Origin of the sequence: Streptomyces sp. NPDC001093 (assembly GCF_040298985.1) — a bacterium.
Classification (GTDB): domain Bacteria; phylum Actinomycetota; class Actinomycetes; order Streptomycetales; family Streptomycetaceae; genus Streptomyces.
This window is the reverse complement of record NZ_JBEPBF010000054.1, coordinates 47,140-60,673: the sequence shown is the minus strand read 5'-3', so window position 1 is coordinate 60,673 and position 13,534 is coordinate 47,140. Positions and strand designations below refer to the sequence as shown.

Below are 13,534 nucleotides of genomic sequence, written 5' to 3'. Positions count from 1 at the left end.
AGGGAGGGCAGCGAGGAGTACCTGGACTCGGAGAAGTACCAGCTCAAGCGACGGGACTGGGAGGCGGCCGCGCGCGAGGGCCGTACCATCGCGCCGCTCATCACCCGCCTCAACGCCGTCCGTCGGCAGAATCCGGCCCTGCGCCAGCTGCGCGATCTGCACTTCCACCACGCCGACCAGGACGCGGTGATCGCCTACTCGAAGCGGAGCGGGTCGAACACGGTTCTGGTGGTCGCCAACCTCGACCCGCACCACACCCAGGAGGCGACGGTCTCGTTGGACATGCCGCAACTCGGCCTGGAATGGCACGAGTCGGTGCCGGTGCGCGACGAGCTCACCGGCGAGACCTACTACTGGGGCAGGGCCAACTATGTGCGCCTTGGGCCTGGGGGCGCGCATGTGCTCACCGTCGGCCGGGGGTCCGGGGGCCGCGCGGCGGAAGCCGCTGATGTCGCGTCCCCGGACAAGCACAGCACCGTCCTGCGACCGTCCACCCCGCAGATCGGAGGGTCACCCACAATATGATCGTCAATGAGCCCGTCCCGGACACCTTCGAGAACACGCCCGCGAGGGACCGGGATCCGGATTGGTTCAAACGCGCCGTCTTCTACGAGGTCCTGGTCCGCTCCTTCCAGGACAGCAACGGCGACGGCATCGGCGACCTGAAGGGTCTGACGGCCAAGCTGGACTATCTGCAGTGGCTGGGGGTCGACTGCCTGTGGCTGCCTCCCTTCTTCAAGTCGCCGCTCAGAGACGGCGGTTACGACGTCTCCGACTACACCGCCGTCCTGCCGGAGTTCGGTGACCTCGCCGACTTCGTGGAGTTCGTGGACGCCGCCCATCAGCGCGGCATGCGCGTCATCATCGACTTCGTCATGAACCACACCAGCGACCAGCACCCGTGGTTCCAGGAGTCGAGGCGGGATCCGGAGGGACCGTACGGGGACTACTACGTCTGGGCCGACGACGACAAGCAGTTCCAGGACGCCCGGATCATCTTCGTCGACACCGAGGCCTCCAACTGGACGTACGACCCGGTACGCAAGCAGTACTACTGGCACCGCTTCTTCTCGCACCAGCCGGACCTCAACTACGAGAACCCGGCGGTGCAGGAGGAGATGATCTCCGCGCTGAAGTTCTGGCTGGATCTCGGCATCGACGGGTTCCGCCTGGACGCCGTGCCGTACCTGTACCAGCAGGAGGGCACCAACTGCGAGAACCTGCCCGCGACCCACGAGTTCCTCAGGCGGGTGCGCAAGGAGATCGACACCCAGTACCCGGACAAGGTGCTGCTGGCGGAGGCCAACCAGTGGCCGGAGGACGTCGTCGACTACTTCGGGGACTACGCCTCCGGCGGCGACGAGTGCCACATGGCCTTCCACTTCCCCGTCATGCCGCGCATCTTCATGGCCGTGCGCCGCGAGTCCCGCTACCCCGTCTCCGAGATCCTCGCCAAGACGCCGGCCATCCCCTCCGGCTGCCAGTGGGGCGTCTTCCTGCGCAACCACGACGAGCTGACCCTGGAGATGGTCACCGACGAAGAGCGCGACTACATGTGGGCCGAGTACGCCAAGGACCCGCGGATGCGCGCCAACATCGGGATCCGGCGGCGCCTCGCCCCCCTGCTCGACAACGACCGCAACCAGATCGAGCTGTTCACCGCCCTGCTGCTGTCCCTGCCCGGCTCGCCGATCCTCTATTACGGCGACGAGATCGGCATGGGCGACAACATCTGGCTCGGCGACCGCGACGCCGTGCGCACCCCGATGCAGTGGACCCCCGACCGCAACGCGGGTTTCTCGTCCTGTGACCCGGGACGGCTGTTCCTGCCGACGATCATGGACCCGGTCTACGGCTACCAGGTCACCAACGTCGAGGCGTCGATGTCCTCGCCCTCGTCGCTGCTGCACTGGACCCGCCGCATGATCGAGATCCGCAAGCAGAATCCTGCCTTCGGACTGGGGTCCTACAACGAACTGCAGTCCACCAACCCGGCCGTGCTCGCCTTCCTGCGCGAGTACGAGGACGACCTCGTGCTCTGCGTCCACAACTTCTCCCGCTTCGCGCAGCCCACGGAGCTGGACCTGAGCCGGTTCGGCGGGCGGCACCCGGTCGAGCTGTTCGGCGGGGTCCGCTTCCCGGCGATCGGCGAACTGCCGTACCTGCTCACCCTCGCGGGGCACGGCTTCTACTGGTTCCGGCTGCGGCGCGACGCGGCGTAGAGGGCCCTCGTGGGGCGGTTTCCACCGCCCCACGAGGGGCACCGCATCAGTAACACCCCGACGACCCGGGGAAAGGACGTGACGCCCATGGCGGAAACGGTCACCTCTTCCAGCACCACCACTGCTCTCCTCGCCTCGCTCGACCCCTTGTTGCGCGAGTGGCTGCCGAGGCAGCGCTGGTTCGCCGGCAAGGGGCGTGCGGTCACCGGGTTCACCCCCGTGGCCGTCACCGAACTGCTGCCCCCCGACGGCCGGCTGGGCCTCTACCACCTGCTGCTGCGCGTCCACCAGCCGTCCACGCCGGGCGCCGAGCCCCACCCGGGCGACTGCTACCAGCTCCTCATAGGCGTGCGCGAGGCGCTGCCGCCCCGGCTGGCGCCCGCGCTGATCGGACATGTGGAGGAGGGGCCGCTCGCCGGACGCACGGTGTACGAGGCCCTGTACGACCCACGGCCCGCCGAAGTGCTCCTGGAGGCCCTGCGCACCCGGGCCCGCATCGGCGGGCTGTGTTTCGAGCGGGACCCGCGCCAGGAGATACGCGAGGGTCTCGTGGCCCGGCTGATGACCGCCGAACAGTCCAACTCCTCGGTGGTCTACGGCGATACGTTCATCCTGAAACTGCTGCGCCGGGTGGTGCCCGGCGTCAACCCCGACCTGGAGATACCCCTGGCACTGGCCCGCGAGGACTGCCCCCGGGTGCCCGCGCCGACGGCCTGGCTGCACGCCGAACTGGGGACGGACTCCTACGTCCTGGCGGTGCTCCAGCCCTTCGTCAGCGGGGCGAGCGACGGCTGGGAGCTGGCGCTGCGCGAGCTGGCCAAGGGCGAGGACTTCGCCGCCGAGGCGCGGGCGCTGGGCCGGGCCACCGCCGAGGTGCACATCGCGCTCGCCCGCGCCCTGCCGACGGTCACCCTCGGTCATGTGCAGCTGCAGTCGCTGGCCGACGGGATGACCGAGCGGCTGGCGGCGGCCGTCCAGGCCGTGCCCGTCCTGCGGCCGTACGAGGGCGGACTGCGCTCGGCCTACGCGGCGCTGGCCAACCTCGCCACCGAGGGCCGCACCTGGACCGCGCAGCGGATCCACGGCGATCTGCACCTGGGCCAGTGCCTGCGCTCCCCGTCCGGGGAGTGGTCGCTGATCGACTTCGAGGGCGAGCCGGCCCGGCCGCCGGCCGAACGGCGGATGCCGCAGCCGCCGGTGCGGGACATCGCGGGGATGCTCCGCTCCTTCGACTACGCGGCCCACTCCGTGACCCCGCCCGCGCCGGACTGGGCGCGCGTGTGCCGGGCCGCCTACTGCTGCGGGTACGCGGAGGCGGCCGGCCGCGATCCGCGCACCGATCCGGTGCTGCTGCGGGCCTATGAGACCGACAAGGCGGTCTACGAGATCGTCTACGAGGCCCGGCACCGCCCCGACTGGCTGCCCGTACCGCTCTCGGCGATCCGTCGCCTCGCCGCATGAAGACCAGGAGGCTCGTCCGTGACCCCGAAGGGCAAGAAGCACACCAGGGCCGGGGAGAAGACCGTTCCCAGGCAGAAGGTGCCGGCCCACGAGCGGCCGGCGGCCGGTGTCCGGCCCGCCGACCGTGAGCGGCTGCTGCACGGCACCCACCATGACCCGCACGCGGTGCTGGGCGCGCACCCGGTGCCCGGAGGCGTGGCCTTCCGGGTCTTCAGGCCGTACGCGCTGTCCGTCACGGTCGTCACCGGCGAGCTGCGGGCCGAGCTGCACGACGACGGCGACGGGTTCTTCTCGGGGCTGCTGCCGCTCGCGGGCGTACCGGACTACCGGCTGCTGGTGGCGTACGAGGGGAGCGTCCTGGACACCGAGGACCCCTACCGGTTCCTGCCCACCCTCGGCGAGCTGGACCTGCACCTGATCGGCGAGGGCCGGCACGAGCAGCTGTGGCGGGCGCTCGGCGCGCATGTCACCACCCATCAGGGGGTGTCCGGCACCCGGTTCGCGGTGTGGGCGCCCAACGCGCGGGGCGTGCGGCTCGCGGGCGGCTTCGACTTCTGGGACGGCACGGGCTTCCCGATGCGTTCGCTGGGCTCCTCCGGGGTGTGGGAGCTGTTCGTGCCGGGGATCGGCGCGGGCGAGGTGTACAAGTTCGAGATCACCCGCCCGGACGGTTCGCGCACCCTGCGCGCCGATCCGCTGGCCCGCCGTACGGAGGCCCCGCCCGCCACGGCGTCGATCGTGGACGTCTCCGCGCACGAGTGGGGCGACGCGGAGTGGATGGCGCACCGGGCCGACACGCCCGTGCACGAGGCGCCCTTCTCCGTCTACGAGGTCCATCTGCCCTCCTGGCGCCCCGGCCTGACCTACCGGCAGCTGGCCGACCAACTCCCCGCCTATGTACGGGAGATGGGCTTCACGCATGTGGAGCTGATGCCGGTCGCCGAGCACCCCTTCGGCGGCTCCTGGGGCTACCAGGTCACCGGGTTCTACGCCCCGACGGCCCGGCTCGGCACCCCGGACGACTTCAGGTACCTGGTGGACCGGCTGCACCAGGCCGGCATCGGCGTGCTGATGGACTGGGTGCCGGCGCACTTCCCGCGCGACGACTGGGCGCTGGCCGAGTTCGACGGGCGCCCGCTGTACGAGCACCACGATCCGCTGCGGGCCGCCCACCCGGACTGGGGCACCCTGGAGTTCGACTTCGGCCGCAAGGAGGTGCGCAACTTCCTGGTGGCGAACGCCGTGTACTGGTGCGAGGAGTTCCACATCGACGGCCTGCGCGTGGACGCCGTCGCCTCCATGCTCTACCTGGACTACTCGCGCGAGCCGGGCCAGTGGACGCCGAACGAGCACGGCGGCCGGGAGAACCTGGACGCGGTGGCCTTCCTGCAGGAGATGAACGCCACCGTCTACCGGCGCTGCCCGGGGGTGGTGACCATCGCCGAGGAGTCGACGGCCTGGGACGGCGTCACCCGCCCCACCCACCACAAGGGCCCGAGCGGCTTCGGCGGGCTCGGCTTCGGCCTGAAGTGGAACATGGGCTGGATGCACGACTCGCTGCAGTACATGGGCCACGAGCCGGTGCACCGCAAGTACCACCACCACGAGATGACCTTCTCGATGGTGTACGCGTACAGCGAGAACTACGTGCTGCCCATCTCCCACGACGAGGTCGTGCACGGCAAGCGGTCCCTGGTGTCGAAGATGCCGGGCGACTGGTGGCAGCAGCGCGCGAACCACCGCGCCTACCTGGGCTTCATGTGGGCCCACCCCGGCAAGCAACTGCTCTTCATGGGGCAGGAGTTCGCCCAGGGTGCCGAGTGGTCCGAGGCGCACGGCCCCGACTGGTGGCTGCTCGACCCGTCCTACGGCGCCGGGGCCGACCACCGGGGTGTACGGGATCTCGTACGGGACCTGAACGCGCTGTACCGGGCGGCCCCGGCCCTGTGGCAGCGGGACACCGACCCGGCGGGCTTCCAGTGGATCACCGGGGACGCGGCGGACGACAACGTCTTCGCCTTCCTGCGCCTGGACGCCGACGGCAACCCGCTCCTCGCGGTGTCCCACATGTCCCCGGTGGTCCGCCACGACTACCGGCTCGGTGTCCCCGAGGACGTGCCCGCCTGGCACGAGTCGCTGAACACGGACGCGGCGCGGTACGGCGGCGGCGATGTCACCAACCCCGACATCATCAAACCGGAGCCCCAGGGATGGCACGGCCGCCCGGCGAGCATCCGGCTGACCCTGCCGCCACTGGCCACCCTCTGGCTCCGGCCGGCCTGACCGGGCGACGCGCGCCTTATAGTGCCCCCAGGTCAACTCAGGTGCACCACGGGGGGATTGAGGCGCGTGCGACTTTGGAGATCAGTGACCGCTTTGCTGTGCGCCGTGGCCGTCCTGCTGCTGGGCGGCTGCGGCACCCGGGTGGCCGGAGGGGCCTCGCCCACTCGGACCGGGCCGATCCCGTGGACCACCTTCGGCCCGTCCGGAGTCACCGGTGCCCGGATCGGCGCCGACCACCGCACGCTGAGTCTGGACGCGCGCGTGCCCAGCGGCGAGCACCCGTGCGTGCGGGATCTCAAGGCGGTGGACACCGACGCCGAGTACGGCACGGTGCCGGGCACCGTACATGTGCAGATCACCTTCAGCTCCCCGTCCGGGGACAGGCGTTCCGGGTGCACCAGGGAGACGACGGCCACGGTCCGGGTACGGCTGCCCAAGCCGCTGGGCGAGCGGGAGCTGGTGGTCGACAACGACATCGTCTTCACCGCCGACGGCGCCAAGCCGCCCGTGCTGCGGCTGTGCGGGGAACTCGGCTGCCATCCGCCGGCCACCGGCTGCACCACCGCCTCCTACGAGCAGGCGATGATCGCCGTCGACGCCCCCATGCACTCCTACCGGGACGCCGAGCACTGCGACGGAAAGTGGCTGGTGCTGGACTTCTCCTGGCGCACGGGACCGGCGTGCGGCGACGACACCAAGGACCCCGCCTGCACCTCCCGCCTCGGCGACCGGTACTTCTTCCGGGCCGAGCACTCCGGCTGGAAGCCGTTCTTCGAGAGCGCGGCCGGCGGGTGCCGGGCCGTGCAGCGCAGGGAACCGGCCTTCCCGACCGCGCTGTGCGCGTCGCTGCAGCCGCTGCCCTCCTCGCTGCACCCGAGCTACCCGCCGCCGTCGCCCACCGGCGGTTCGCCTAGTCCCCGGTGACGCCCGCGGCCAGCGCCCGGGGCAGCTCGCCCGTGTACAGCACCCCGAGCCGCTGGGTGGCCCGGGTCAGCGCGACGTAGAGGTCGCTGGTGCCGTAGCCGCCCGGCTCCACCACCAGGACCGAGTCGAATTCGAGGCCCTTGGCCTGGCGGGGGTCGAGCAGCACGACCGTGCGGGTCAGGTCGGGCTCGGCGCCCGCCGTGACGCCGTCCAGCCGGCCGGCCAGCAAGCGGTGCAGCTCGCGCGGGGCGATGACCGCGAGGCGGCCCTCGGCCGGGGTGAGTTCGGCGACCGCCTTGGCCACGGCCTCGGGCAGGTCTCCGTCCGCCCGCCGCACCCAGGGCCGTACCCCGGTCGACCGGACCGAGCTCGGCGGCTCGAAGTCCGGGTTCTCGGCGCGGACGACGGCCGCGGCCAGCTCCATGATCTCGGCCGGAGTGCGGTAGTTGACACCGAGCCGGGTGTGCTCCCAGCGGTCCTCGACATAGGGGGCGAGGATGTCCGCCCAGGAGCCGACACCGGCCGCCTCGGCGGTCTGGGCGGGGTCGCCGACCAGGGTCATCGAGCGGGTCGGGCTGCGCCGCATCAGCAGCCGCCAGGCCATCGGCGACAGCTCCTGCGCCTCGTCCACGATGATGTGCCCGAACGCCCAGGTCCGGTCGGCCGCGGCGCGCTCGGCGGCGCTGCGGTGGTCCGCCTCCTCCTGCCGCTCGGCGAACCGCTCGGCGTCGATGATGTCATGCGCCGACAGCACCTCCGACCCGTCCGGGTCACCGTCCTCCTTGTCCTCGAACTCGTAGGTCCGGGAGGCGTACGACACGTCCAGCACGCCCTGGGCGTAGGCGATCTGGGTCTCTCGTTCGCGCTCGGCACGGGCCCGTGCCGAGCGCTCGTCCTCGCCGAGGAGTTCGGCCGCCTCGTCCAGGAGGGGGACGTCGGCGACGGTCCAGGTGCGGGTCACCGGGCGGCGGATCGCGTCCGCGTCCTTCTGCGGCAGGTAGCCGTCCGGCTCCGCGAGGAAGTCGGCGACGAGCCGCTGCGGGGTGACCCGGGGCCACAGCTGGTCGATCGCGGACCAGACCTCGGGGTTCTCGGCGAGTTCGTCGCGGATCTGGGTGATGTCGGAGGCGTCGAGCAGGCTGCTGCCGTCGTACGGGTCGGTGCCGACGCGTTCGGCGTACAGCTCGGTGAGGGTGTTGAGGATGTGGCCCTCGAAGTACTCGCGGGCGGCGTTGTGCGGCAGTTTGGCCGCGCGGGTCCGCTCACGGGCGACGCTCACCAGGCCGTCGTCGAGCATCAGCACCTCCCGGTCGTGCTCGATCGCGATCACCGGGTCGGGCAGGGCCTGCCGGTCGCGTACGACGGCGGCGAGCACGTCGGCCATGTCGGCGCGGCCCTTCACGGCGGCCGCCTCGGGGGTGTCGGTCGCGGTGGCCTTCACGCCCGGGAACAGCTCGCCGACGGTGGCGAGCAGCACTCCGGTCTCGCCGAGGGAGGGCAGCACCTCGCCGATGTAGCCGAGGAAGGCCGGGTTGGGGCCGACGATCAGCACGGCCCGGCGGGCCAGCAGCTCGCGGTACTCGTACAGGAGATAGGCGGCGCGGTGCAGTGCGACCGCCGTCTTCCCCGTACCCGGCCCGCCCTCGACCACCAGCACCCCGCGGTACGGCGCCCGGATGATCTCGTCCTGCTCGGCCTGGATGGTCTGCACGATGTCGCTCATGCGGCCGGTGCGCGCCGAGTTCAGCGCGGCCAGCAGCACGTCGTCGCCGCTGTGGTCCTCGTACCCGGTGCGGGTGGCGTCGCCGAGGTCGAGGATCTCGTCGTGCAGGGAGGTCACGGTCCGGCCCTCGGTGCTGATGTGCCGGCGGCGGCGCAGGCCCATCGGGGTGTGCCCGGTGGCCAGGTAGAAGGGGCGGGCGACGTCGGCCCGCCAGTCGATGAGGACGGGGGTGCGCTCGGCGTCGTCCTCGCGCAGCCCGATCCGGCCGATGTGGTGGGCGGTGCCGTCGGTGAGGTCGATCCGGCCGAAGCAGAGCGAGCCGTCGACGGCGTTCAGCGCGGCGAGCAGCCCCGAGCGCTCGGCGACCAGGATGTCCCGCTCCAGCCGCGCCTGCATGGGCTTGTCGCCCTGGGCGAGCGCGTCCGTGACCGAGGTCTCGGCCTCGCCGCGCAGTACGTCCACGCGCGCGTACAGTCCGTCGATGAATTCCTGCTCGCGCCGCAATTCATCGTCCGGAAATTCGGTGTTTGACAATTCCGCTCCCGCCCGGATATACTCTGCTCAGTGAACTTCTCCGTGACTTGCTCGAAAAGAAGTCACGAACCACTAAATATACGCAGAGAAATCCCCCGAGCGCAATTGCTCAGGGGATTTTTTCGTGGGCGGCTCTGCTTCACAGCACGTCGGCCAGCTCCTCCAGCAGCCGCCGCTTGGGCCGCGCCCCGACCATCGACCGCACCGGCTCACCGTCCCGGAAGACCATCAGCGTCGGCGTGGACAGCACCCCGTAGGCGACCGTCGTCTCCGGATTGCGGTCGACGTCGAGCTGCACGATCTTCAGCCGGTCGCCCTCCTCGAAGGCGATGTCCCTCAGCACCGGCGCGAGCTGCCGGCACGGACCGCACCAGTCGGCCGTGAACTGCACCAGGACCGGTAGGCCGGCGCCGATCACCTCCGCCTGGAAATCCGCGTCCGTCACCTCGGCCAGTCCGCTCACCAAGCTCATCGCGAAAGCCCTCCCAGCTCGCACACGGGTTCCGGACCCCCCGGAACCAGCGCCTCGGCGGCCAGCGTGTCCCGCGCCCGCTCCGCCCGCCGCAACTGCCCCGCGACCGTCTCCCGCACCGCCGTCAGCTGCCCGATGAGCGCGTCCAGCTCGTCCAGCTTGCGCCGGTAGACCAGGAGCGAGGCCGGGCAGGAGTCGCCCTCCGGGTGCCCGGCGCGCAGGCACTCCACGAACGGCCGCGTCTCCTCCAGGTCGAACCCGAAGTCCTGCAGCGTCCGGATCTGCCGGAGCAGCCGGAGGTCGCCCTCGTCGTAGGTGCGGTGTCCCCTGTCGTCGCGCCGGGCGGGCAGCAGCCCCCGTGCCTCGTAGTAGCGCAGGGCGCGGGTGGTGGTTCCGGCCCGTGCGGCCAGCTCGCCGATTCGCATGTCCACGACCGTAGGCGTTGACGTCGGCGTCAAGGCAAGGCCGGGGGCAGGAGGGGTGTGCACCGCACCGGCGAGGACAGCACGATCGACGTCGTCGTACGGCCCAGCGCCGAGGTCAGCTCCAGGATCTCCTCCAGGTGCGCGGTGCCGGTGACGGCCACCTTGAGGATCCAGCAGTCCTCGCCGACGACGTGGTGCACCTCGGTGACCTCCGGGCGCGCGATCAGCTCCAGGGTCCTCGGGTGCTTGAGGGTGTAGCCGCCGTGCGGGTTCACCCGGATGAAGGCTTGGATGCCGTAACCGAGGCGGGCGGGTACGACCCGGGCGCCGTACCCCTCCACGACGCCCGCCGCCTCCAGCCGGCGCACCCGCTCGGCCACCGCCGCCGGGCTCAGACTGACCCGCCGGCCCAGCTCGCTGAGCTTGATCCGCCCGTCGGTCTGGAGCAGTTCGAGGATCCTCCGGTCCACCGCGTCGAAGGCCACCGGTGTTTCGACGGCGAAGGCGCGTGACTGCCGCTGTTCTTTCGGTGACGCGGCCTGATCTCCCATGTCTCCCCCTTCAGAGTGCCGTGCCGGAACCCGAAAATTATGATCATGACAAGGGCACGAGAGGTACTGGTCATCGGCGGCAACCGCTATTTCGGCAAGCGGCTGATCGCCCGCTCGCTGGCGGCGGGTGACCGGGTCACGGTCCTCAACCGCGGCTCCTCGGCCCCGCCGCCGGGCGCGGTCCACCTGGTGGCCGACCGGAACGACGAGCGGGCGCTGGCCGGGGCCCTGGCCGGCCGGACCTACGACGTCGTCGTCGACCAGGTCTGCTACACCCCGCGCCAGGCGGAGACGGCCCGCCGGGTCTTCGCGGGCCGCACCGGGCGCTATCTGATGACCTCGACGGTGGAGGTGTACGAGCGCGAGGACTCGCCGGGGCCGGTCCCGGAAGGTGCGGTGGACCCGCGCACGGTCACCGTGGACCTGGAACTGCCCTGGGACGACCCGGAGTTCCTGGAGGGACACTACGGCGAGGGCAAGCGGCAGGCGGAGGCGGTGTTCTCGGCCGACGGGGACGTCCCGTTCGTCTCCGTCCGGGTGGCCCATGTGCTGGGCGGCGAGGACGACTTCACCGGCCGCCTCCAGCACTACGCCGACCGCATCCGCACCGGGTCCCCCGTCGCCGTACCGCCCGTGACGCACCCGGCGACGTACATCCACGTCGAGGAGATCGCCGACTTCGTGTTCTGGGCGGCGGGCGAGGACTTCACGGGGCCGGTCAACGCCGCCTCGCACGGAGAGCTGACGGTCGAGGACCTGTGCACGGCGGTGGCGGCCCGACTCGGCTGCCCGCGCCCCGTGTTCAAGGTGACCGAGCCGCCCGGCGACCGCTCGCCCTTCGCCTTCGACCGCCACTACGGCATGGACAACTCCCGCGCCACGAGGCTCGGCTTCGCCTTCCGGGACGTACGGGAGTGGCTGCCGGCCGCCGTGGCCGAGACCCTGGGAAAGGAGAACTGACGTGCGATACCGCGCATGGGGTGACCTGAAGGTGAGCGCGGTCGGCCTCGGCGCCATGCCGCTGTCCATCGAGGGCCGACCGGACGAGAAGCGGGCGCTGGCCACGGTGCACGCGGCCCTCGACGCGGGCGTGACGCTGCTGGACACCGCCGACTCCTACCATCTGCCGGGCCAGGAGCCCGGCCACAACGAGCTCCTCCTCGCCCGCGCCCTCGCGGCCTACGGCGGCGGCACGGAGGGCGTCCTGGTGGCCACCAAGGGCGGCCGGGGCCGGCCGGCCGACGGCAGCTGGACGGTGACGGGCACGCCCCGGCACCTCAAGGCGGCCGCGGAGGCCTCCCTGCGGCGGCTCGGCGTCGAGGCGATCGGCCTCTACCAGCTCCACAAGCCCGACCCCGCCGTGCCCTTCGAGGAGTCCGTCGGCGCCCTGCGCGAGCTGCTCGAGGAGGGCAAGATCCGCCTGGCGGGCCTGTCGAACGTGACGTCGGACCAGATCCACCGGGCCCGCGCGATCCTCGGCGACCGCCTGGTCTCCGTACAGAACCGCTACTCCCCCGACACCCGTGACAGCGACCCCGAGCTGCGCCTGTGCGCCGAACTGGGCCTGGCGTTCCTGCCGTGGAGCCCCCTCGGCGGAATCTCCCGCAGCTCCCTGGACGGCCCGTCGGGCCAGATCGCCGGTGCACGCCACCTGGCGTTCCACGAGGTGGCCCGGGAGCGCGGGGTGAGCCCCCAGCAGGTCTGTCTGGCCTGGCTGCTGTCGCTCTCCCCGACGGTCCTCCCGATCCCGGGCGCGAGCCGCCCGCAGACGATCCGGGACTCGGCGGGCGCCGCGGACCTGGCGCTGACGCAGGAGGAGCTGACACGGCTGATGGAGGCCGCACGGGCCCGGTGAGACCCCGCGTCCCGTGATCGCCGCTCAGCGCCAGGGCCCGCCGAGGTCCCCGGCGAAGAACGGAAACTCCGCCCCGGCCGCGGCGACGATCTCCGAGGCCGGGCGACGGGGGTTGGTGGCGTGCCGGACGGCGACACCCGCCGGCGCGTCGTTCGGCCGGGCCGTCCACTCCTCGTCCGGCGACAGGGCCTCGCGGGGGCCCTGGCCGTCGGCCAGGACCCGCAGGAAGTCGGACAGGCTGCCGGCGACGACACCGGTCTCGCCCTCGGAACCCGGGAACACCACTGGCTGCTCGCACGGTGGCGGACTCATACGGTCACCCCCGCCGACTCCTCCACCTCCATCAGGGAGGCGCTGTGGCGCTCCTCCTCGAACCTGCGGCGGCCGCCGCGCAGGCCGAACAGGCGCTTGGCCAGGGCGATGTAGAGGACCGCGAGGATGTTGAGGACGAGGGTGACGATCTTCAGGTAGCTGACCTTCTCGGTGAGTTCGTAGATCTCCAGGGGGAGGAAGGCGGCGGTGGCGACGACCGTCAGGTACTCCGCCCAGCGCTTGGCGTACCAGAGGCCGACCGCCTCGACCAGCTCGATCAGCGCGTAGGCGAGCAGCAGGGCGGCGACCAGCAGCAGCGTGGAGTGCTTGTAGCCGAACGCCTTCTGGATCGAGCCGACGACCGGTGAGTGGTCGAGGTCGTAGTGGAAGTGGCGGAACACCGGGCGGAAGACGTCCAGGTTCTTGTTGAAGAGCTTCCGTACCGCGTCCTGGCTGTTGCTGAACTTCCACACCGCGACCGCGACCAGCACGATGAACACCCCGCGCACCGCCCGCTCGACCGCCAGGAAGCGCAGGATGAACAGGTCCCGCAGGACCTTGCCGCGCGGCACCAGCGGGGCGTCCCCGGCCGGGCCCGAGCCGTGCGGCTCACCGAGCACGAAGTCGCCGCAGCGCAGGCAGCGCCAGACCTCCCCGAGCGCGGTCTCGGCGTGCAGCCGCAGCCGCAGCCGGGGGTCGTCGGGCGCGTAGGTCACGTGCCCCTTGCGCGCGCAGGTCCGCCGGTCCCAGTCGATCTTCATATCCCCCGTGC

The 13,534-nt window shown here is 71.5% G+C and carries 12 protein-coding genes and 1 pseudogene; 7 read left to right on the top strand and 6 right to left on the bottom strand.

Annotation, left to right across the window (positions count from 1 at the left end):
• The 5 genes and pseudogenes from ABT288_RS25620 to ABT288_RS25600 form a co-directional block, all read left to right on the top strand.
• Positions 1-525 (top strand): annotated as a pseudogene (locus tag ABT288_RS25620) (DUF3459 domain-containing protein); the annotation flags it as partial.
• Positions 522-2,222: a maltose alpha-D-glucosyltransferase gene (gene treS, locus ABT288_RS25615; protein ID WP_351612023.1), complete on the top strand. Its 1,701-nt coding sequence runs from the start codon at positions 522-524 to the stop codon at positions 2,220-2,222. The pseudogene ABT288_RS25620 and the gene treS, both read left to right, overlap by 4 nt.
• Positions 2,223-2,309: 87 nt before the next feature.
• Positions 2,310-3,683, top strand: coding sequence for a maltokinase N-terminal cap-like domain-containing protein (locus ABT288_RS25610; protein ID WP_351612020.1), 1,374 nt, complete (start codon positions 2,310-2,312; stop codon positions 3,681-3,683).
• Between the two features lie 78 nt (positions 3,684-3,761).
• Positions 3,762-5,966: a 1,4-alpha-glucan branching enzyme gene (glgB, locus tag ABT288_RS25605; RefSeq protein WP_351612036.1), complete on the top strand. Its 2,205-nt coding sequence runs from the start codon at positions 3,762-3,764 to the stop codon at positions 5,964-5,966.
• 84 nt (positions 5,967-6,050) lie between these two features.
• Positions 6,051-6,890, top strand: a complete 840-nt coding sequence (locus ABT288_RS25600) for a hypothetical protein (RefSeq protein WP_351612018.1) — start codon at positions 6,051-6,053, stop codon at positions 6,888-6,890.
• Here ABT288_RS25600 and ABT288_RS25595 read toward each other — a convergent pair.
• From ABT288_RS25595 to ABT288_RS25580, 4 genes are all read right to left on the bottom strand, one after another.
• Positions 6,877-9,117 (bottom strand): HelD family protein, encoded by a 2,241-nt coding sequence (locus ABT288_RS25595; protein ID WP_351612033.1) that lies wholly within the window; start codon positions 9,115-9,117, stop codon positions 6,877-6,879. The two genes, ABT288_RS25600 and ABT288_RS25595, sit on opposite strands and share 14 nt — an antisense overlap.
• Positions 9,118-9,286: 169 nt before the next feature.
• A complete protein-coding gene (locus tag ABT288_RS25590) occupies positions 9,287-9,619 on the bottom strand; it encodes a thioredoxin family protein (RefSeq protein ID WP_351612016.1) in 333 nt (110 codons plus the stop codon).
• Positions 9,616-10,044 (bottom strand): MerR family transcriptional regulator, encoded by a 429-nt coding sequence (locus ABT288_RS25585; protein ID WP_351612013.1) that lies wholly within the window; start codon positions 10,042-10,044, stop codon positions 9,616-9,618. The genes ABT288_RS25590 and ABT288_RS25585 overlap by 4 nt, the downstream gene beginning before the upstream one ends.
• 29 nt (positions 10,045-10,073) lie before the next feature.
• Positions 10,074-10,595 carry an Lrp/AsnC family transcriptional regulator gene (locus ABT288_RS25580; RefSeq protein WP_351612010.1) on the bottom strand — a complete coding sequence of 174 codons (522 nt, stop codon included), beginning with the start codon at positions 10,593-10,595 and terminating at the stop codon, positions 10,074-10,076.
• Positions 10,596-10,640: 45 nt separating this feature from the next.
• Here ABT288_RS25580 and ABT288_RS25575 point away from each other — a divergent pair, with 45 nt between their 5' ends.
• Positions 10,641-11,555, top strand: coding sequence for an NAD-dependent epimerase/dehydratase family protein (locus tag ABT288_RS25575; RefSeq protein ID WP_351612008.1), 915 nt, complete (start codon positions 10,641-10,643; stop codon positions 11,553-11,555).
• A gap of 1 nt (position 11,556) precedes the next feature.
• A complete protein-coding gene (locus ABT288_RS25570; protein WP_351612007.1) occupies positions 11,557-12,450 on the top strand; it encodes an aldo/keto reductase in 894 nt (297 codons plus the stop codon).
• A 24-nt stretch (positions 12,451-12,474) separates the two neighbouring features.
• Here ABT288_RS25570 and ABT288_RS25565 read toward each other — a convergent pair whose 3' ends face one another.
• Positions 12,475-12,762 carry a hypothetical protein gene (locus ABT288_RS25565; protein ID WP_351612004.1) on the bottom strand — a complete coding sequence of 96 codons (288 nt, stop codon included), beginning with the start codon at positions 12,760-12,762 and terminating at the stop codon, positions 12,475-12,477.
• Entirely contained in the window at positions 12,759-13,523 is a 765-nt protein-coding gene (locus ABT288_RS25560) for a DUF2127 domain-containing protein (RefSeq protein WP_351612001.1), read from the bottom strand. The genes ABT288_RS25565 and ABT288_RS25560 overlap by 4 nt, the downstream gene beginning before the upstream one ends.
• Between the last annotated feature and the right edge of the window lie 11 nt (positions 13,524-13,534).